Below are 18,442 nucleotides of genomic sequence, written 5' to 3' on the forward strand. Positions count from 1 at the left end.
GGTGCGGCTCAGGCCCGCGCCTTGACGTAACGGCCCGGTGCCGGTTCGATCGGCTTGTAGGGGCCCCGCCCGAAGGACTTCGGTGCGGCCTTGAGGGGGCCCGCCTGCGCGGCCAGCCAGTCGGACCAGTCCGGCCACCAGCTGCCGGCATGCTCGGTCGCGGTGGCCAGCCACTGCTGCGGCTGGGGCGGCAAGGCGCTGCCCTTGCCGATCCAGTGACTGCGCTTTTTCTTGGCGGGTGGGTTGATCACGCCGGCGATGTGGCCGGAGGCGCCCAGCACGAACCGCTTCTTCCCCTTGAAGATCTGGGTGCTGCGATAGGCCGCTTCCCAGGGCACGATGTGATCTTCCCGCGAGCCGTAGATGTAGACCGGCGCGCGGATCTGCCCCAGGTCCAGCGCCTCGCCCGCCACCGTCAGGCGGCCGGGAATCTTCAGCTCGTTCTGCAGATAGGTATGGCGCAGATACCAGCAGTACATCGGCCCCGGCAGGTTGGTGGCGTCGCTGTTCCAGTAGAGCAGGTCGAAGGGCGGCGGCGGCTCGCCCTTGAGGTAGTTGCCCACCACATAGTTCCAGACGAGATCATTGGGCCGCAGCATGCTGAAGGTGCTGGCCAGCTGCTGACCGTGCAGCAGCCCGGGCCCGTTCGGCGCCTGCGCACCGATGGTGAGTTCGCGCATCTGCACCGCGGCCTCGTCGACAAAGATGTCGAGCACGCCGTTGTTCTCGTAATCGATCAGCGTGGTCAGCAGGGTGACGCTGGCCGCGGGATGCTCCCCGCGCGCCGCCAGCACCGCCAGCGCCGTGGCCAGCAGCGTGCCGCCGACACAGAAGCCGAGCGTATTGATGGTCTTGGTGCCCGCAATGCTCTGCACCCCATGGATGGCCTCGATGGTGGCGCGTTCGATGTAGTCGTCCCAGGTCCAGTGCACACAATCGGCATCCGGATTGCGCCAGCTCACGACAAAGGTGCGGTGGCCCTGCGCGACCGCATGACGGATCAGCGAGTTCTCCGGCTGCAGGTCGAGGATGTAGTACTTGTTGATGCAGGGCGGCACCATCAGCAGCGGGCGCTCATAGACCTCGTCGGTCAGCGGCTTGTATTCGAGCAGCTGGAAGAGCTCGTTCTCGAAGACCACCTGCCCTTCCGTGGTGGCCACATTGCGGCCCACTTCGAAGGCGCTTTCGTCGGTCTGCGACACATGGCCGCGCTGCAGGTCCGACACCAGTTGCTGCATGCCGCGGGCAATGCTTTCCCCCTGCGTGTTGAGCGCGCGCTGCTGGGCTTCGGGATTGAGCGCCAGGAAGTTGCTGGGCGATGAAGCCTCGACGAACTGCTGCACCGCAAAGCGCAGCCGCGCTCGGGTCTTGTCGTCCCCGCCCACCTGCTCGGCCATGCGCTGCAGCATGCGGGCATTGAGCAGGTACAGCTCGGCGCTGAAATGGGACAGCCGGTTGCTGTTCCAGGCCGCATCGGCAAAGCGCTTGTCCGGCAGCGAGGGCAGCGTGTCGGCCTTGCCGTCATGCGGGGCATGCAGCGCGCGGTTCCACAGCGCGCCGGCCTGGCTGAGATACTCCTGCTGGAGCTGCTGCCAGGCATCGGTCGGAATCTGCAGGGACTGGATCTGCTGCAGGGTGTCGCCCATCTGCCGTGTCATGCCACTGACGGCGTCCGCCATCTGGCTGGCCAGATGCTGGAAGTCCGAGAAATCAGGCACGCCAGAGGCGCCGGCAGCACGCGTATCGCTCATAGATCTCCTCGTTCGGGACCGAGCAAGAAGCTTGCCACAACGGGAGAGGATTCCCCCACGACGGGCTTCGCATATGCTCAATGGCTTTGTAGCGTCTTGAGCTTACCCCCGCGTGACGATGTCGCACCAGCGCCTGTCCGGCTGGCCGGACATCGACATGCTTCTTCTTTGATCTCGCATGGTCCTCGTTGCTCTCGCCTGGATGTATGTGGTGCTCATGATGGCCGCCGCCGAAGCCATGAGCCCGCAAGGGACGTTGCTGGGCGCCGTCTTCACCTTCGTGATGTACGGCGTGTTGCCGCTGTCCATCGTGCTTTACCTGATGGGAACGCCGGCGCGGCGCAAGGCCAGGCGGCGTGCCGAAGCGGCTTCAGAAGCGGCGGCGGACGCAGCGGCGGAAGCGGTACCAGCCCCCGAGGCGGTGCCTGTTGCAGTGCCTGTTGCAGTGCCTGTCCAGGTCCCTGTCGCAGGCACTGATGCGATCCCTGAAGCAACGGCCCAAGGGGCGATGCCTGCCGGGCCGGCGCTTACGTCAGCCGGATCACTGCCGCCATCCGGCCGCCCGGCTGATGACGCGTCTGCTCGAAGCGATACGAAAAGAAGCGCTCCGGATCACTGAAGGTGCACCAGTGGCCGCCGTGGATGTCGGTCAGGCCCAGCGACTGCAACCGCTGGCGGGCCAGGCCCACCAGATCGGCGCGCCAGCGCGGCTGGCCGGCCGCGTTGGCCTGATAGCGGAAATGCGGCTGGTCCTCCTGGACTGCCGCGGCGCCAAAGGCCTCCAGCACATCCGCCCCCACTTCGAAGGCCGCCGGCCCGATGCAGGGCCCCATCCAGGCCTGCACCTGCGCCGGCTCGCAGCCGGTCGCCTCGCACAGGGCCTGGACAGTGTTGTCCAGCACCCCGGCGGACAAGCCCCGCCAGCCCGCATGGGCCGCGCCCACGCCCCCCGGCGCCGCGAACAGCACCGGCATGCAGTCCGCCGCCATCACGGCGCAGGCCAGGGCCGGATCCAGGCTGATGCTGGCATCCGCCGGTTCCGGCTCCAGCCCGGGCACGGCCAGGGACGGCGCCAGCCGCACCACCCGCGTGCCATGCATCTGTTTGAGGAAGACCGGCGTGGCGCCGATGGCTTCGGCCACCCGTCGCCGGTTCTCGGCCACGGCGGCCGGATCGTCGCCCACCGACCGTCCGAGGTTGAGGCTGTGCCAGCCGTTCAGGCTCACGCCGCCCTGACGGGTGGTCATGAACGCCTGCGTGCCTGAAGCGCGCCAATCCGGGCGCAGCCAATCATGAAGTTCCATGCGGGCATGATGCCATGCGTGTCCCGCTACACTGGCCGCATGTTCCAAACCCGGCGCTTCCAGCATTGCCCGGTCTGCGGCGGGCAGATCGAGTACCGCATCCCCGCGGACGACAACCGCGAGCGGGCCACCTGCACCGTCTGCGGCACCATCCAGTATGAGAACCCGCTGAATGTGGTGGGCACGCTGCCGGTCTGGGGCGACCAGGTACTGCTGTGCCGTCGGGCCATCGAGCCGCGGCTGGGCAAGTGGACCTTGCCCGCCGGCTTCATGGAGCTGGGAGAGACGCTGGCGCAAGGCGCTCAGCGCGAGACCGACGAAGAAGCCGGGGTGCAGATCGAGATGCAGGACCTCTACTGCATCATGAACGTCGTGCGGGTCGGCCAGGTCCACCTGTTCTACCGGGCCCGCCTGTTGAGCCCCGAGTGCGATCCCGGGCCGGAAACGCTGGAAGCGCGACTGTTCCATGAGCATGAAGTGCCCTGGGACGAACTGGCCTTCCACACGGTGCGGTATGCGCTGGAGCGGTTCTTTGAAGACCGCCGCCGCGGCGAGGGCTTCCCGCTGCATTCGGCGGACATCACCTGAAGCCTTCGGGGCCGGGGCCCGTTCCGCAACAGGCCGCCCCGGCAATCTCGATCAGGGCTTGATGTCCTGCGCCGACGCCCACGGGCCGGTGATGCCGTCCAGCTCGCAATCCCACAGCGCCTGTGCATCCAGCGCGTCGGTCACGCCTTCGGCATAGACCTTCAGCGACAGGCTGCGCAGCATCACCACCAGGCTGCGCACGAAGGCCGCGCGGCCGGCATCCGCCGACACACCGGACACGACCGAGCTGTCCAGCTTCACATAGTCCAGGCCCGCCTGGAACAGACGGTCGATCTGGGCGAGGCCCGCGCCGGCATGTTCCAGACCCAGCTGCACGCCCAGCGGACGCAGCTGGCGACCCAGCTCCTGCAACACCTCGAAATGCTGCACGGCGGCCGGCTCGGCCAATTCCAGTCCGATCTGGCGGCGCACCGCCATCGGCGCGGCCTGCACCAGTTCCCGCGCCCGGGCGATGAAGCTGCCGTCGTTCAGCGACGCCGGCGCCACATTCACGCAGCGCGGGCGATGGTCCTGCTGGATGGCGGCCAGCGCCAGGGCCAGGGCCTGCAGGTCGGCCTCGGCACTGAGACGGTGACGCAGCGCCAGCGGCAACCAGCGCGCGGCCGGTTCGAACTCACCCAGTGGATTGAGCTTGAGCTGCAGCGGGCATTCCAGATGCAGCACCTGACGTTCGCGCCCGATCAGCGGGAATTCCAGCAGGCGGCTGCGCTGTTGGACCAGCGCATCCGAAATCAGCGCCCGCCAGGCGCGTTCGCCCTGGGCCACTTCTTCCGACGGCGCCACCTGACGCAATTCCAGCACCACGCCATCGCCCAGCTCGGCCTGGGCCAGCGCCGCATCGGCGGCAGCGAACCAGGCGCTCATCGGCTGGTCCCGCGGCAGTTCCACCGCTCCCAGGGCCACCCCGATGCCGGGATCCACCCCTTGCAGGCCGGCGCGCAGCGCATCGGCCAGCGCATTGGCGGTGTCTCCCACCACCTTCGGCGCGGGCAGCCACAGGGCGAAGTCGGAGCCGTTCAGACGCCCGGCCAGGCAGCCGCGCACCTGCTCCGGATACACCCGCAGCGCCTGCGCCATGGCCAGCAGCGCCTGGTCGGTCCCGCCGTGACCCAGGCGCTGGTTGAGCCCCTGCAGATCCTTCAGGCGCAGCAGCACCAGACCGGCGCGCAGCGGACCATCGTCCCGCTCCAGCGCGGAGCTGAGTTCGGCCACGAACTGGCGGCGATGGGACAGGCCGGTGAGTTCGTCGCACAGCAGCTGGTGATGCAGGGTGCGCAGCTGCTCGGCCTGCGCCTCGAACATCTGGCGGGTGCGCAGGACCATCGCATTCATGGCACTGGTGAGCTTGCGCATCTCGGGCACCTGCGGCTCCAACACCGTTTCGAAGCGGCCTTCGGTGACGCCTTCGGCCTGGCGCACCGCGGTGTCCAGTGGCCGACGCAGGCGGGACAGCACCAGCGCCGCCGTCACCCCGGTGATCACGCCCACCAGCAGCAGCCACAAGGTGGCACGCAGGGTGGCATTCCACAGCGCCTCATGCACATAGCCGGTCTGCCCGCGCACCTCCACCTCGCCGACGGCGCGCCAGCCATCCGAGACCTTGGCCTGGCCCGGTGCCACCTGCAGCGGCAGCAGGGCCACGAACCAGGCCGGCGCCTGCGGCTTCTGCGCAATCTCCAGATGCCGCTCGAAGACGGCCTTGCCCTGGCCATTGCGCCAACGGACGCTGTCATACGCGCCCGCATCGAACTGGGCCGATATCAGCAGCGACATCAGCTCGACGTCGCCCTTCTGCTGAGACAGGGCCAGCGCGAGCGCATTCGCGTTGTCATTGTTCTTGAGCTGCGCCTGGGTCTGCAGCAGATCGCGCAGGGACCAGGTACTGACGGCCACGCCGCCCAGCACGGACACCAGCACGGCGCCGATCACCAGGCACCAGATTTGACGGATCAGGGACATGGGGCCGATTCTCCCCTGTCCACGACGGCTTTTCCCTGCTGTCTTTTCCTCATCAGAACCCCTCCTCCTTGGCCTTGGCCAGCAAATCCCGCCACAGGGACAGACGCACCAGCGGATTGCCCGCCGTGGTGCCGCCCACGCCGGTCCACAAACCCTCGCCGTTGAAGCTGAAGACGGGGGTCAGGTCACTGCGCTGCGAAGCCGCCCGGATCTCCGGGTTGATATTGTCCAGAATCAGGGGCTCCGCATCCGGGTCGGCATACCAGGCCAGCACCATGTGCGCCTGCATGCGTCCCTGAAACAGGGCCCGTACATACACCATGCGCAGATGCGCCTGGGGCACCCCGGCTGCCAGCAGGCTCATGTATTTGGCGATGGCGTAGTCCTCGCAGTCGCCCCGACCCTTGTCCAGCAGCTCCAGTGGCGTGGCCCAGTAGTCGATCACACCCCACACCTCCGTGTCATCCCGAAAGGCGATGCGCTGGTTGAAAAAATTGTTCACGACTGTGAGCCGCTGTCGCTCCTGCGGCAGCGCTGCGGCCCGCTGCACCATCTGCATCATGGCGCGCACCTCGACCAGGGTGCGCGGTGATCGCGCAGCGGCCTGCGCTTCCAGCTTGTCCCGATCCCAGCCGGGGGAAGGATCGGCGCGGGAGGCGAGACCCGTCCCCACCCCCAGAACGACCGCGCAGCCCAGCGCCACCAGGCCCGGACGGCTCTGGCGCTGGCGAAGGCGCGGGGTCTTGAACATGCGCTGCAATGTATCTGTATCAGAAGGTATCCCTGGGCGAAGAGCGACGAGACCGGGAACAACCGGCAATTTGCCGCAGCGGACCGAGTCGGCCCCGGAAGGCCCGACGAGATAATCTGCAACAGAAGCATCATGAAGACACAAGCCGTCGTCCACCAGGAACTGGACCGCGCACGCGCCAACGGCCCGCTGCGCCAGATCCAGATCCCGCCCTGCCCCGAACTGCTCACCCGCTTGCGGGCAGCGATGTCGGCCCATCCCCAACCGGATCTGGAAGAGGTGGGCCGCATTGCCGCGGCTGACGTCGCCATGTCCGCCACGCTGCTGCGCGTGGCCAACAGTCCGCTGCATCTGGTGGCAGGCCACGTGCCCTGCACCACCGTCGGGCAGGCGATGTACCGCATCGGCCTGGATGAAAGCGCCGCGCTGATGCAGGCCTTTCTGGTGCGGCATGCCATTCCGGTGAACAGTCCGCATCTGGCGCGCTTCTGGCAGCGCTCGACCAAGCGGGCGGTGGCCATGGCCTTCATTGCGCGGCAGTTGCCCGGCATGCAGGTGGACCTGGCCTATGGCTATGGCCTCTTCTGCCATGTGGGCATGCCGGTGCTGCTGCAAAGCGTGCGGGGCTATGGCGCCACGATGGTGGAGGCCGGTGCCCGCATCGACCGTCCGTTCATCGCCACCGAAAACGCCAATCACCGGACCGACCATGCGGTGGTCGGTGCCCTGGTGGTCAAGGTCTGGCACCTGGCGCCCGCGCTGATGATGGCCATCCGGCTGCATCACGACTTCGACGCCCTGGGCGACGAAAGCGTCGAACCGGAAGTGCGCAGCTTGATTGCGGCGGGGGTGATCGCGGAACATCTGATGCGCCAGCATGAAGGGCTGGATGAAGATGCCGACTGGGCGGCTAACCGGGAAGGCGCCCTCAGCTGGCTGCATCTGACCCAGGAAGACCTGGAGCACTGGGACGACACGCTTCGGCCTCTGCTCGACGAGGCCTGACGCCGGCCCTTCAGCGCTGCTGCACCGCCACGCGGGCGGCAGCCAGATCCCAGCGGGCGCAGCCCACGCTCTTGAACACCCGGGTGCGGCCGTCGTCCAGCGGCTGCTGGCCCATCACCAGATCTTCCAGCGACGCCTGCGGTTGGAAGAGGCCAGCGGCCATCAGATCCCCGGCTTCCGCCTGGGCACCGACCGGATCGTCCACCCAGACCTGCGCATCGCGCACCAGCTCCGGCGGCAACTCCACCATGTCCTCGCGGAAGGCGCCGACGCCGACCACCAGCGCCCCCTCGCCCACCCCCGGGCGCAGCACCGGCACCCGGCTGGTGGTGGCGCAGAGGATCAGGTCCCAGTCGTGACGGTTCTGGGATTCCGGCGGCAGCGGCTCAACGCCCAAGGTCTCGACGAAGGACGGCACCTGCTGATGGCCCTGCACATGGATGGTGGCCTGCGGCTGCAGCGCCTGCAGGGCCTGCACATGCGCATGGGCCTGGACACCTCCGCCGACCACCAGCACCCGCCGCAGCACGCGGCGTGACAGCAGCTTCACCGCCAGCATCGTGACGGCCGCCGTACGGCGTGCCGTCAGCGTCGGGCCGTCCAGCACTGCCAGGCGTTCGCCGGTGCGGCTGTCCAGCGCCACGACTTCACCGGCAATCGTCGGCAGGCCCAGCGCCGCATTCAGCGGATGCACGCTGACCAGCTTGGTGATGGTGAGCGTGTCGCTCATGCAGGGCATGACCAGCAAAACACCGTCCTGCCGCAGCGGCAGCACCTGGCGCGGCGGGCAGATGAGGCGGCCTTCATGATGCTCGCGGCAGACCTGCGCCACCTCGTCCATCAGCAGCGCCCACGGCAGCGCGCGGGCGGTGGCGGGTCCGTCCAGCAGGCGAAGGCCGGGCAACTGGGTGGGGTCGGTGGTCATGGCTCAAGCATATCGAGGAGGAGCCCGTCGGCCTATGGTCACGGCCTGGGGGTTTCCGAGAAGAAAAAAGCCCGGCTGCGGAGCCGGGCTTGGGGTCAGGACGGGACGGCCATGCTGCACAGGCCGATCATGCCGGTCATCCCGGTCATTGCGCTGTCACCTGCGCTGTCACCTGCGCCGTCACTTGCGCGGCGGGGGCACGTCGGTGCAGGAGCCATGCGCCACTTCCGCCGCCAGCCCGATGCTTTCGCCCAGGGTCGGATGCGGGTGGATGGTCTTGCCGATGTCCACCGCGTCGGCGCCCATCTCGATGGCCAGGGCGATCTCGCCGATCATGTCGCCCGCATGGGTGCCCACGATGCCGCCACCGATGATGCGATGGGTCTCTTCATCAAACAGCAGTTTGGTGAAGCCTTCATCGCGGTTGTTGGCGATGGCGCGGCCCGACGCATTCCAGGGCAGCAGGCCCTTCTTGTACTTGATGCCGCGGGCCTTGGCCTCGTCTTCGGTGATGCCGACCCAGGCCACTTCCGGATCGGTGTACGCCACGCTCGGAATGACGCGTGCATCGAAACGGGACTTGGCCAGTGCTTCGTCGCCCAGCAGTTCACCGGCGATCACTTCCGCCGCCACGTGACCTTCATGCACCGCCTTGTGCGCCAGCATCGGCTGACCCACCAGGTCGCCGATGGCAAACACGTTGGGCACGTTGGTGCGCATCTGCACGTCCACCGGCACGAAGCCGCGGTCGGTCACGATCACACCGGCCTTGTCGGCGCCGATCTTCTTGCCGTTGGGGCTGCGGCCGACGGCCTGCAGCACCAGGTCATACACCTGCGGCTCCTTCGGCGCACCTTCGCCTTCGAAGGTCACCTTGATGCCTTCGGGCGTGGCTTCGGCCGACACCGTCTTGGTGTTGAGCATGATGTTGTCGAAGCGCGGCGCATTCATCTTCTGCCACACCTTGACCAGATCACGGTCGGCGCCGGTCATCAGCGTGGGCAGCATTTCCACGACGTCCAGGCGTGCGCCCAGGGTGGAATAGACGGTGCCCATTTCCAGGCCGATGATGCCGCCGCCGACGATCAACATGCGCTTGGGCTTGCTGGTCAGCTCCAGCGCACCGGTCGAGTCGATCACCCGCGGATCGTTGGGCATGAACGGCAGGCGCACCGCCTGCGATCCCGCCGCGAGGATGATCTTCTTGAACTTGAGCGTCTGGGCCTTGCCGCTGCGTTCCTGGCCGGTGCCGCTGGTCTCTTCCACCGACAGATGCTGGGCGTCCAGCAGCTGACCGTAGCCGCGCACCACCGTGACCTTGCGCATCTTGGCCATCATGTCCAGGCCCTTGGTGAGCTTGCCGACGACCTTCTGCTTGTGGGCGAGAAGCTTGGGCAGCTCGACCGTCGGTTCACCATAGGCCACGCCCAGGTCCGCGAAGTGCTTGACCTCGTCCATCACCGCGGCCACATGCAGCAGCGCCTTGGACGGGATGCAGCCGACGTTCAGACAGACGCCGCCCAGGGTGGCGTAACGCTCGACCAGCGCGACCTTCAGGCCCAGGTCGGCCGCGCGGAAGGCGGCCGAGTAACCGCCGGGGCCACCGCCCAGGACGATGACGTCGAATTCACCATCGGCGTTGCCGGTGTAGGTGGCGGCTTGCGGGGCCGGGCCGGCCGCTGCTGCAGCGGGGGCCGGTGCAGCCGCGGGGGCTGCGGCCGCCGGCGCTGAAGCGGGAGTCGGTGCGGGTGCGGGTGCGGCTGCAGGAGCCGAGGCGTCTGCCGGCGCTGCCGCGGCATCGCTTTCCAGCGTCACCAGCAGGTCGCCCTGATTGATCTTGTCGCCCAGCTTGACCTTGAGCTCCTTGACCACGCCTGCGGCCGACGACGGAATCTCCATCGACGCCTTGTCGCTCTCCACCGTCACCAGGCTCTGTTCCGCCTTGATGGTGTCGCCCGGCTTCACCAGGACCTCGATGATCGCAACGTCCTTGAAATCGCCGATGTCAGGGACTTTGACTTCTACCAATGCCATAGCTGTCTCTCTTCGTATGTGATGCCGCCCCGCCGGAGCGGGGCCGGAAGCTCATGTGTCCTCAGAGGACGATGCGGCGGAAGTCCGCGAGCAGTTGGGCGAAGTAGACGTTGAAGCGGGCCGCGGCCGCGCCGTCGATGACGCGGTGATCCCAGCTCAGCGACAGCGGCAGGATCAGGCGCGGCACGAACTGCTTGCCGTCCCACACCGGACGGGTGACGCTCTTGCACACACCCATGATCGCGACTTCCGGCGCATTGATGATGGGGGTGAAGTAGGTGCCGCCAATGCCGCCCAGCGACGAGATGGAGAAGCAGCCGCCGGTCATCTCCGCGGGCGACAGCTTGCCGTCGCGGGCCTTTTTGGCCAGCTCGGACATTTCCTGGCTGATCTGGAAGATGCCCTTCTTGTCGGCATCCCGGATCACCGGGACCATCAGGCCATTGGGCGTGTCCGCCGCAAAACCGATGTGGAAGTAGTTCTTCAGCACCAGTTGCGCGGTGTCGCCCGTGCCGTCCAGCGAAGCGTTGAACTCGGGGAACTTCTTCAGGGCCGCGACCGTCGCCTTGATCATGAAGGCCAGCATCGTCACCTTGACGCCGGACTTCTCGTTTTCCTTGTTCAGTTGAACGCGGAAGGCTTCCAGCTCGGTGATGTCCGCATCTTCATGGTTGGTGACATGCGGAATGGTGACCCAGTTGCGATGCAGGTTGGCGCCGCTGATCTTCTTGATGCGCGGGAGGTCCTTGCGCTCGACCGGGCCGAACTTCTCGAAGTCGACCTTGGGCCAGGGCAGCAGACCGGGGAAGGCACCGCCACCGGATGCACCGGCAGGCGCGGCGGCCTTCTGGGCAGTGGTCTGTACCGAGCCGGCCATCACCGCCTTGACGAAGCCCTGAACGTCGGATTCGGTGATCCGGCCCTTGGGACCGGACCCCTTGACCTCTTCCAGCGGCACGCCCAGTTCACGCGCCAGCTTGCGGATGCTGGGCGAGGCGTGGGGCAGCTGGCCCTTCGGCGCAGTGGGCTCGTGCGGGGGCAGGGCGGCGGTCGGGACCTGACGGTCCGGCGCCGGTGCGGAGGCGGTGGCGGCTGCCGGAGCGGCAGCAGCTGCGGACGTGGGCGCAGCGGCTGGTGCAGCAGCCGCCGGAGCAGGTGCCGAAGCAGGCGCAGAAGCGCCGCCGGTGGCTTCGATTACGGCGATGGCCGAGCCCTTGGCGACCTTGTCGCCCAGCTTGACCTTCAGCTCCTTGACTACGCCGGCATGCGACGACGGGATTTCCATCGAAGCCTTGTCGCTCTCAACGGTGATCAGGCTCTGTTCGACCTTGACGGTGTCGCCCACCTTGACCAGCACTTCGATGACGGCCACTTCGTCGAAATCGCCAATGTCGGGGATCACGACGGTGACGGGGCCGGCCGATGCGGGGGCCGCGGCGGCAGGTGCAGCGGCCTGGGCCGGTGCGGCTGCAGGGGCGGCCTGCGCGGGCGCTGCGGGCGCTGGTGCAGCCGCCGCCGGTGCTGCGGCAGGCGCTGACGCACCTGCGCCGGCATCCGCCGCTTCCAGCACCAGAATCACTGCGCCTTCGGCGATCTTGTCGCCGAGCTTGACCTTGAGTTCCTTGACCACGCCGGCATGCGAGGAGGGAATCTCCATCGATGCCTTGTCGCTTTCCACCGTGATCAGGCTCTGTTCGGCCTTCACCGTGTCGCCGGGCTTGACCAGCAGCTCGATGATCGCCACTTCCGAGAAGTCGCCGATATCGGGAACCTTGACCTCAACCAATGCCATGGGATGTCTCCGGGAAATTGTCTAACGCTCAGGCGTACAGCGGGTTGATCTTGTCCGCCTTGATGCCGTACTTGGCGATGGCCTCGGCCACCTTGGCAGCCGGGATCTTGCCTTCGTCGGCCAGGCTCTTGAGGGCGGCCACCACGATGTAATGGCGGTTGACTTCGAAGTGTTCGCGCAGCTTGGAGCGGAAATCGCTGCGGCCGAAACCGTCGGTGCCCAGCACCTTGTAGGCGCGGCCGGCCGGGATGTAGGCGCGAATCTGCTCGGCGTAGCTCTTCATGTAATCAGTCGAGGCAATCACCGGACCCTGCACCTTGCTCAGCTGCTGCGTCACATACGGCACGCAGGCCAGCTCGGTCGGATGCAGCAGGTTCCAGCGCTCTGCGTTCTGGCCGTCGCGGGCCAGTTCGTTGAAGCTCGGGCAGCTCCAGACGTTGGCGCCCACGCCCCAGTCCGACTCCAGCAGCTTCTTGGCCGCCTGGCTTTCGCGCAGGATGGTGCCCGAGCCCAGCAGGTTGACGGTCAGCGGCTGTGCAGCACCGGCCTCTTCCAGCAGGTACATGCCCTTGAGGATCTGCTCTTCCGTGCCGGCCTTCAGGCCCGGCATGGCGTAGTTCTCGTTGAGCAGGGTGATGTAGAAGAACACGTTCTCCTGGTTCTCCACCATGCGCTTGAGACCGGCGTGCAGGATCACCGCCACTTCATGGGCGAAGGTCGGGTCGTAGCTGATGCAGTTCGGGATGGTGCCGGCCAGGATGTGGCTGTGGCCGTCTTCGTGCTGCAGGCCTTCACCGTTCAGCGTGGTCCGGCCGGACGTGCCGCCCAGCAGGAAGCCGCGGGCCTGCATGTCGCCCGCCGCCCAGGCCAGGTCGCCGATGCGCTGGAAGCCGAACATCGAGTAGTAGACGTAGAACGGGATCATCACCCGGTTGTTCGTCGAGTACGACGTGGCCGCAGCGATCCAGCTGGCCATGCCGCCCGCTTCGTTGATGCCTTCCTGCAGGATCTGGCCGGCCTTGTCTTCCTTGTAGTACATCACCTGGTCCTTGTCGACCGGGGTGTAGAGCTGACCCTTGGGGTTGTAGATGCCGATCTGGCGGAACAGGCCTTCCATGCCGAAGGTGCGGGCTTCGTCCACCAGGATGGGCACGGTGCGCGGGCCCAGGGCCTTGTCACGCAGCAGCGTGGTCAGGAAGCGGACGTAAGCCTGGGTCGTCGAGATCTCGCGGCCTTCGGCGGTCGGGTCCAGCACGGCCTGGAAGGTGGCCAGGTCGGGCACCGTCAGGGCTTCGTCGGCCTGCGGGCGACGCTTGGGCAGGTAGCCGCCCAGCGCCTTGCGGCGCTCCTGCAGGTACTGCATCTCGGGCGTGTCATCGGCCGGCTTGTAGAACGGGATCTTGGCCAGTTCCGAGTCGGGGATGGGGATGTTGAAGCGGTCGCGGAAGGCCTTGATGTCCTCGTCCTGCAGCTTCTTGGTCTGGTGAGCGGTGTTCTTGCCTTCACCGATCTTGCCCATGCCGTAGCCCTTGACCGTCTTGATCAGCATGACGGTCGGCTGGCCGACGGTGTTGACGGCGCGGTGGTAGGCCGCATAGACCTTCTGCGGATCGTGGCCGCCGCGGTTCAGGCGCCAGATGTCCTCGTCGCTCATGTTCTCGACCATCTTCAGCAGCTCGGGGTGCTTGCCGAAGAAGTGCTTGCGAACGAACGCGCCATCGTTGGCCTTGTAGGCCTGGTAGTCGCCGTCCAGCGTCTCCATCATGACCTTGCGCAGCAGCTCCTGCTTGTCGCGGGCCAGCAGCGGATCCCAGTAGGAGCCCCAGATCAGCTTGATGACGTTCCAGCCGGCACCGCGGAACTCGCCTTCGAGTTCCTGGATGATCTTGCCGTTGCCGCGCACCGGGCCGTCCAGGCGCTGCAGGTTGCAGTTCACCACGAAGATCAGATTGTCCAGCTTTTCGCGGGCAGCCAGGCCAATGGCGCCGAGCGATTCCGGCTCGTCCATTTCGCCGTCGCCCAGGAACACCCACACCTTGCGCTTGGAGGTGTCGGCAATGCCGCGGGCATGCAGGTACTTCAGGAACCGGGCCTGATAGATGGCCATCAGCGGGCCCAGGCCCATCGAGACGGTCGGGAACTGCCAGAACTCGGGCATCAGCTTCGGATGCGGATAGCTGGACAGGCCCTTGCCGTCCACTTCCTGGCGGAAGTTGTTCAGCTGCTCTTCGGTGATGCGGCCTTCCATAAAGGCGCGGGCATAGATGCCGGGGGCGCTGTGGCCCTGGATGTAGAGCAGGTCGCCGCCGTGCACGCCGTCGTCGGCATGCCAGAAGTGGTTGAAGCCGCAGCCCAGCATGGTGGCCAGCGAAGCGAAGCTGGAGATGTGACCGCCCAGGTCACCGCCGTCTTCCGGATGCAGACGGTTGGCGCGCACCACCATGGCCATCGCATTCCAGCGCATGAAGGCGCGCAGGCGCTCTTCCATGTCGATATTGCCGGGGAAGCGCTCTTCCTGATCCGTCGGGATGGTGTTGACGTAGGCGGTGGTGGCGGAGAACGGGACGTCGATGCCGGCCTGGCGGGCATGGTCGATCAGCGTTTCCAGCAGGAAGTGGGCACGGTCGCCGCCTTCGGTGCCAATCACGGCGGACAGCGCGTCCAGCCATTCCTTGGTTTCGAGAGCGTCGGTGTCATTGGCGGCTGCGCCGAGGAATGACTGGGGCTGCGCGGACATGGTCTTGTCTCCTGTTTTCACGGCCCGGCACCCCGGACCACACGACTAGCTTAGGCAAATGCCTGGGGCAAGGCACCTGCCAGAAGATGGAGGCCCTTCGGGCCCACGGCGGCGGAGTTTCGCATAAGCCCGGCATTTTCCAAATAGTGCCATGTGATTTCACTTTATGAAATTCTGGCGCCTGGCTGGGACCGGCACGGGCCCCGTCATCCGCATGCCGGGGCGATCAGGGAATGCCCCGAGACGGCACCTCCGGGAGGGCCGCTGCCGCCCGGGATAATCCGGCGCATGTTGTCCCGTCTCGCCGTGCAGGGCTTTTTGCGCCGTGCCCTGACCCCTGCCAAACGCCTGGCCTCCACCTGGTGGCGACGGCAATCCCCCTCACGCCAGGACCGTTTCGCCACCCTGGGGCCGCTGCTGTCGGTGCTGCTGTTCCTGGCAGCGATCGTTTCGGCCTTCTGGTACCTGCGGAACGAGGAAATCGAACGCGAGGCGGAAGGGGTGAAGCGGGACACCGAGATGGCCCAGCAGTTGATCCGCTCCCGGCTGATCGACAACGAGGATCAGCTGATCCTGCTGCAGCGGGACATCACCACCCGGGCGATGGACCCCCTGGAGTTCAGCCAGCGCGCGATGACCATCGCCCGCAACCGGCCCGAGATCACCCACATTTCCTGGATCAACCAGCGCCGCGAGCGCCGGGCCAGCGTGGCTGCCATCGGCGACCAGGCGGATTCCCTGATGACGCTGGAAGGCGGCGACCCCTCCATGCCCAACGGTCATGCGAGCAGCGAACCGGAAAAGGCCTTCCAGGCCGCCCGGGACCGCCGCCTGCGGGTGTATTCCGGTCCCTTCCCGGATGCGAACAACACCATCGTCTTCCAGCTGCATCTGCCGCTGAGTGACCGCAACGGCTTCGGCGGCGTGCTGGTGGCCGAATATGCGGTGGATGCGCTGGTGCGGTATTCGGTGCCGTCCGAGGTCACCAACCGGCATGCGATGGCGGTGCTGGACGGCCGCGAGCAGGTGGTATCCAGCACGGTGACCCCGATGCCGGGCCGGCGCCTGACCCGCGCGCCCATCTTTTACGAAGTGCCGATGGCGCCCGCCCCCGGGCTGGTGCTGCGCGGCCAGGGCTATCGCACCTCCATCGGCCTGATCTCCAACACCCTCTTCTGGATGGTGATGGCGCTGTCGGTGCTGACGGTATGGATGCTGCTGGGCACCTGGAAGCACATGCGGCGACGGGCCCATGTGCAGAACGCGCTGGCCGCCGAGACCAATTTCCGCCGGGCGATGGAAAACTCCATGCTGACCGGCATGCGGGCGATGGACCTGGAGACCCGCATCAGTTACGTGAATCCGGCGTTCTGCGCGATGACCGGGTTTTCCGAGAATGAACTGATCGGGCGCAAGCCGCCCTTCCCGTACTGGCCGCCCGACCGGTATGAGGAGAACGTGCGCCTGCTGCAGCAGGAAATGCAGGGCCGCAGCCCCGCCGGTGGTTCGGAAGTCAAGGTGATGCGCAAGGACGGCAGCATCTTCGACGCCCGCATGTATGTCTCGCCGCTGATCGACCCCAAAGGCAAGCAGAACGGCTGGATGACCTCGATGACCAACATCACCGAGGCCAAGCGGGTGCGGGATCAGCTGTCCGCCTCGCATGAGCGCTTCACCACCGTGCTGGAGGGGCTGGATGCGGCGGTGTCGGTGCTGTCGGTGCAGCAGGGCGAGCTGCTGTTTGCCAATCGCAGCTACCGCCTGTGGTTCGGCGCGGATCCCAAGGGCCATGCGATGCTGGCCGGCTCGCAGCTGGGCCTGGCCGCACCGAAGGAACCGGCAGAAGACACCGATGAAGATGTGGAAAACCTGGACGGCATGCCCGCCCCGCATCTGACCGAGATCGGCGCCGATTCCCGCGAGGTGTTCATTGCGCAGCTGGACATGTGGTTCGACGTGCGCGCCCGCTACCTGCAGTGGACCGACGGCCGACTGGCGCAGATGTTGATCGCCACCGACATCACCGCCCGCCGCCACGCGGAAGCGCAGCAGCAGCAGCAGGCGGAGAAGGCGCAGGTCACCAGCCGCCTCATCACGATGGGTGAGATGGCCTCCAGCGTGGCCCATGAGCTGAACCAGCCGCTGACCGCCATCAGCAATTACTGCAATGGCATGTTGTCCCGCGTGCGCAGCGACAACATCCGCAAGGAAGACCTGATGCAGGCGCTGGAGAAAACGGCCAAGCAGGCGCAGCGGGCCGGGCAGATCATCCATCGCATCCGCGCCTTCGTGAAGAAGAGCGAGCCGCAGCGCCAGCCGGCGTTTGCCGCGTCCATCGTGGAAGACTCGGTGGAACTGGCCGGCATCGAGCTGCGCCGGCGCAATGTGCAGATCCACACCTATGTGGCGCAGCGGCTGCCGGTGATGCGGGTCGATCCCATCCTGATCGAGCAGGTGCTGCTGAATCTGCTGAAGAACGCCGCCGAGGCCATCGACAACGCGGCTTTGCCGCCGTCGCGCCGCCACATCGAATTGCGGGTCGTGCCCAAGCACACCGCCGAATTGGGGGCGAACATCGAGTTTTCGGTGACCGACATGGGCCCCGGTCTGCCCGAGGAGGTGATCGAGCGGATGTACGAAGCGTTTTTCTCGACAAAAGCTGACGGACTGGGGATCGGACTAGGGTTATGCCGGTCCATCATCGAGTCGCATCAGGGCAGGATACGCGCCGAGAACTTATACAATGGGGCAGCCATCGTCGGGTGCCGTTTCGCATTCACGATCCCCGTGGATATTCCGCGACCCGAGCCCTCCTTGCCTGACAAGATCCCTGAAAAGATCCATGACAAGGACGAAGGGACTGCTCACAACACCGCATCAACACCATGAGCTTGATTCCGAAGAAGGGTACTGTCTACGTCGTAGACGATGATGAGGCCGTGCGAGATTCCCTCCAGTGGCTGCTTGAAGGCAAGGACTACCGGGTGAAGTGTTATGACTCCGCCGAATCCTTCCTGAGCCGCTACGACCCTCGCGAAGTGGCCTGCCTGATTGCCGACATCCGCATGGAAGGCATGAGCGGTCTGGACCTGCAGGACAAACTGCTGGAACGCAAGAGCCCCCTGCCCATCGTGTTCATCACCGGCCACGGTGACGTGCCGATGGCGGTGCAGACGATGAAAAAGGGCGCTGTCGATTTCATCGAGAAGCCGTTCAAGGAAGAGGAACTGCTGAGTTTGGTGGAGCGCATGCTCGATCAGGCCCGCGGTGCCTTCGCCACCCAGCAGGAAGCCGCCAGCCGCGACGCCCTGCTGTCCCGCCTGACCACGCGTGAAGCGCAGGTGCTGGAGCGCATCGTCGCCGGCCGTCTGAACAAGCAGATTGCGGACGACCTGGGCATCAGCATCAAGACGGTGGAGGCGCACCGCGCCAACATCATGGAAAAGCTCAATGCCAACACGGTGGCTGACCTGCTGAAGATCGCGCTCGGCGCGACCGCCAAGGCTGGCTGACCCCGCCCCACCTTCCCCGAGGCCGCTGCATCAGCGGCCTCTTTTGCTTTCTGGAGTCCCTGG

12 protein-coding genes are annotated in these 18,442 nt (G+C 66.4%); 4 read left to right on the top strand and 8 right to left on the bottom strand.

Going from position 1 to position 18,442, the window contains the following annotated elements:
* Positions 1–8 precede the first annotated feature (8 nt).
* A complete protein-coding gene (gene phaC / locus FHS28_RS22045) occupies positions 9–1,679 on the bottom strand; it encodes a class I poly(R)-hydroxyalkanoic acid synthase (protein ID WP_375140797.1) in 1,671 nt (556 codons plus the stop codon).
* A 599-nt stretch (positions 1,680–2,278) separates the two neighbouring features.
* On the bottom strand, positions 2,279–3,055 hold the full coding sequence (gene pgeF, locus FHS28_RS22050) for a peptidoglycan editing factor PgeF (protein ID WP_088454000.1): 777 nt from the start codon (positions 3,053–3,055) through the stop codon (positions 2,279–2,281).
* 39 nt (positions 3,056–3,094) lie between these two features.
* On the opposite strand from pgeF, the gene FHS28_RS22055 reads away from it, so the two are divergent.
* Positions 3,095–3,643 (top strand): NUDIX hydrolase, encoded by a 549-nt coding sequence (locus tag FHS28_RS22055; RefSeq protein WP_088454151.1) that lies wholly within the window; start codon positions 3,095–3,097, stop codon positions 3,641–3,643.
* A 51-nt stretch (positions 3,644–3,694) separates the two neighbouring features.
* On the opposite strand, the gene FHS28_RS22060 is transcribed toward FHS28_RS22055, so the two are convergent.
* Positions 3,695–5,623, bottom strand: a complete 1,929-nt coding sequence (locus FHS28_RS22060; RefSeq protein WP_088454001.1) for a bifunctional diguanylate cyclase/phosphodiesterase — start codon at positions 5,621–5,623, stop codon at positions 3,695–3,697.
* A 52-nt stretch (positions 5,624–5,675) separates the two neighbouring features.
* Complete coding sequence (locus FHS28_RS22065; RefSeq protein WP_088454152.1) at positions 5,676–6,374, bottom strand: transglutaminase-like cysteine peptidase; 699 nt, start codon at positions 6,372–6,374, stop codon at positions 5,676–5,678.
* Positions 6,375–6,506: 132 nt separating this feature from the next.
* Between FHS28_RS22065 and FHS28_RS22070 the strand changes: the two genes are divergently transcribed.
* A complete protein-coding gene (locus tag FHS28_RS22070; protein WP_088454002.1) occupies positions 6,507–7,379 on the top strand; it encodes an HDOD domain-containing protein in 873 nt (290 codons plus the stop codon).
* Positions 7,380–7,389: 10 nt separating this feature from the next.
* Here the strand turns inward: FHS28_RS22070 and FHS28_RS22075 are convergent, their stop codons facing one another.
* The 4 genes from FHS28_RS22075 to aceE all read right to left on the bottom strand — a co-directional run bounded on the left by FHS28_RS22075 (position 7,390) and on the right by aceE (position 14,867).
* A complete protein-coding gene (locus FHS28_RS22075) occupies positions 7,390–8,304 on the bottom strand; it encodes a delta(1)-pyrroline-2-carboxylate reductase family protein (protein WP_088454003.1) in 915 nt (304 codons plus the stop codon).
* A 180-nt stretch (positions 8,305–8,484) separates the two neighbouring features.
* Entirely contained in the window at positions 8,485–10,338 is a 1,854-nt protein-coding gene (gene lpdA / locus FHS28_RS22080) for a dihydrolipoyl dehydrogenase (protein WP_088454004.1), read from the bottom strand.
* Positions 10,339–10,399: 61 nt separating this feature from the next.
* Positions 10,400–12,130, bottom strand: coding sequence for a dihydrolipoyllysine-residue acetyltransferase (gene aceF, locus FHS28_RS22085; RefSeq protein ID WP_088454005.1), 1,731 nt, complete (start codon positions 12,128–12,130; stop codon positions 10,400–10,402).
* 28 nt (positions 12,131–12,158) lie between these two features.
* The gene (aceE, locus tag FHS28_RS22090; protein ID WP_088454006.1) at positions 12,159–14,867 is read right to left on the bottom strand and encodes a pyruvate dehydrogenase (acetyl-transferring), homodimeric type; all 2,709 of its coding nucleotides are present in this window, start codon (positions 14,865–14,867) and stop codon (positions 12,159–12,161) included.
* A gap of 288 nt (positions 14,868–15,155) precedes the next feature.
* Between aceE and FHS28_RS22095 the strand changes: the two genes are divergently transcribed.
* Entirely contained in the window at positions 15,156–17,756 is a 2,601-nt protein-coding gene (locus tag FHS28_RS22095; RefSeq protein ID WP_088454007.1) for a PAS domain-containing sensor histidine kinase, read from the top strand.
* Entirely contained in the window at positions 17,753–18,379 is a 627-nt protein-coding gene (locus tag FHS28_RS22100; RefSeq protein ID WP_058934215.1) for a response regulator transcription factor, read from the top strand. The genes FHS28_RS22095 and FHS28_RS22100 overlap by 4 nt, the downstream gene beginning before the upstream one ends.
* Positions 18,380–18,442 lie beyond the last annotated feature (63 nt).

The sequence above is a fragment of the Roseateles terrae genome, from assembly GCF_014192155.1.
Lineage (GTDB): Bacteria > Pseudomonadota > Gammaproteobacteria > Burkholderiales > Burkholderiaceae_C > Roseateles > Roseateles terrae.

Bases quoted from the DNA above. Each gene is read 5' to 3' on its own strand.
- FHS28_RS22065 (WP_088454152.1), bottom strand. From the start codon at position 6,374: ATGTTCAAGACCCCGCGCCTTCGCCAGCGCCAGAGCCGTCCGGGCCTG.
- lpdA (WP_088454004.1), bottom strand. From the start codon at position 10,338: ATGGCATTGGTAGAAGTCAAAGTCCCTGACATCGGCGATTTCAAGGAC.
- phaC (WP_375140797.1), bottom strand. From the start codon at position 1,679: ATGGCGGACGCCGTCAGTGGCATGACACGGCAGATGGGCGACACCCTG.
- FHS28_RS22070 (WP_088454002.1), top strand. From the start codon at position 6,507: ATGAAGACACAAGCCGTCGTCCACCAGGAACTGGACCGCGCACGCGCC.
- FHS28_RS22055 (WP_088454151.1), top strand. From the start codon at position 3,095: ATGTTCCAAACCCGGCGCTTCCAGCATTGCCCGGTCTGCGGCGGGCAG.
- aceF (WP_088454005.1), bottom strand. From the start codon at position 12,130: ATGGCATTGGTTGAGGTCAAGGTTCCCGATATCGGCGACTTCTCGGAA.
- FHS28_RS22100 (WP_058934215.1), top strand. From the start codon at position 17,753: ATGAGCTTGATTCCGAAGAAGGGTACTGTCTACGTCGTAGACGATGAT.
- pgeF (WP_088454000.1), bottom strand. From the start codon at position 3,055: ATGGAACTTCATGATTGGCTGCGCCCGGATTGGCGCGCTTCAGGCACG.
- FHS28_RS22095 (WP_088454007.1), top strand. From the start codon at position 15,156: ATGTTGTCCCGTCTCGCCGTGCAGGGCTTTTTGCGCCGTGCCCTGACC.
- FHS28_RS22075 (WP_088454003.1), bottom strand. From the start codon at position 8,304: ATGACCACCGACCCCACCCAGTTGCCCGGCCTTCGCCTGCTGGACGGA.
- aceE (WP_088454006.1), bottom strand. From the start codon at position 14,867: ATGTCCGCGCAGCCCCAGTCATTCCTCGGCGCAGCCGCCAATGACACC.
- FHS28_RS22060 (WP_088454001.1), bottom strand. From the start codon at position 5,623: ATGTCCCTGATCCGTCAAATCTGGTGCCTGGTGATCGGCGCCGTGCTG.